Origin of the sequence: Actinoplanes sp. KI2 (genome assembly GCF_025630775.1) — a bacterium.
Lineage (GTDB): Bacteria > Actinomycetota > Actinomycetes > Mycobacteriales > Micromonosporaceae > Actinoplanes.
Window position 1 is genome coordinate 1 of sequence record NZ_JAOSZE010000121.1, and the last position, 1,292, is coordinate 1,292.

Annotated in this window: 1 protein-coding gene and 1 pseudogene; both read right to left on the minus strand. The window is 64.3% G+C overall.

The window, feature by feature from the left end; genetic code table 11:
• Positions 1-507, minus strand: a 507-nt coding sequence (locus ODJ79_RS46545; protein WP_263030180.1) for a M15 family metallopeptidase, incomplete at its 3' end; no start/stop codon positions are given.
• Between the two features lie 364 nt (positions 508-871).
• Positions 872-1,292: pseudogene (locus tag ODJ79_RS46550) on the minus strand (hypothetical protein); the annotation flags it as partial.

Below are 1,292 nucleotides of genomic sequence, written 5' to 3' on the forward strand. Positions count from 1 at the left end.
ACTGGACGACGAAACCTCGATCGCCTCCGTGGTGCCCATTGCCTGTGCGCAGGTCGCGAGGCTCGACGAGCCAGGCGGAACATTGATTTCGAAATGCATCTCGTCGACGATGCTGTGGTAGTCGCCACCCCACCGGACAACATCTCCGCAGAGGCCCAGGATGCGTCGGATCGCCGCCACCTGCTCGGCGCTGAAGGTACCGCTGCTGCCCCGCACGTGGTCATCCCAGTTCAGGTCGATAGCCGTACCCGAGGCATGGTTACTCAGTACCGTCTCGCCCTCGATGGTACGGTAAACGTATCCAGCGCTGTTCGGGCCGATCGGCTCGACGGTGCTGTTGAAACGGGCGGCGAGGCCAATCAGGATTGCTTTGACTTCCCCGTCACGGACCCTGAGTGATCGTGCCGGGTTGGTTCCGGGAACGGGAAAGCTTGCGACGTCGATGGCTGCCGGATCGGAGTTGGCCGGCCATCCGTTCTGAGAGGTCCCGGCTTCAAGGACGGTCACTGCTCCTACCTCACCGTCACCGCCAAAAGGCTGAGAGCCGGAGGGATCCGCCGCATTTGCCGCGGTAGGCGCCCCCAGCCCCAGAAATGCCGTGACGATTCCGGCGGTAAGCGACAGGAGCAGCGTTCGACGATCTCTGGACGTACGCCAGGTTTTCATTGCTTTTGAGTTCCTCCCCCTTTTTGGATGTCTCAATACGGGTGGCACTTCACCTCGCATGGTGCTGTCAACGGTGTCATCCACTGTGGACCCGATGCGCGCCATGCGGGATTCGCCCGGGCCCCGATGACCCGCGCCGTCGCCAAATTTCATTGCCGCCAAACGCCCCGCCGTCGAGATCGGACATTTGACGAGGTAGATGTGCCTAGAGGGTGCCGCCGAGGTCGGCGGAGTGCCAGGCGTCGGTGTACCACCAGTGCCAGAGGGTGGCGCTGCTGCCGCGGGCGTACACGTGGTTCTGACCGGCGGCGTAGTACGACGTCGGAGTACCGGTGATGGAACCGCCGAGGCCCGCGGAGGACCAGCCGCCGTCGTACCAGAAATGCCACACTGATCCGCCGGGAGTGCGTACGTAGACGTGGTGTTGGCCGGCTGCGTAGTACGCGGTCGGGCTGTCGGTGATAGACCCGCCCAGGCTGGTGGAGTGCCAGCCGTCGGCGTACCACCAGTGCCACAGGGTGCCGTCGGTGCCACGTGCGTAGATGTGGTGCTGACCACCGCCGTAGTAGGCCGCCGGGCTGTCCGTCATGGAACCGCCCAGGCTGGTGGAGTGCCAGCCGTCGGCA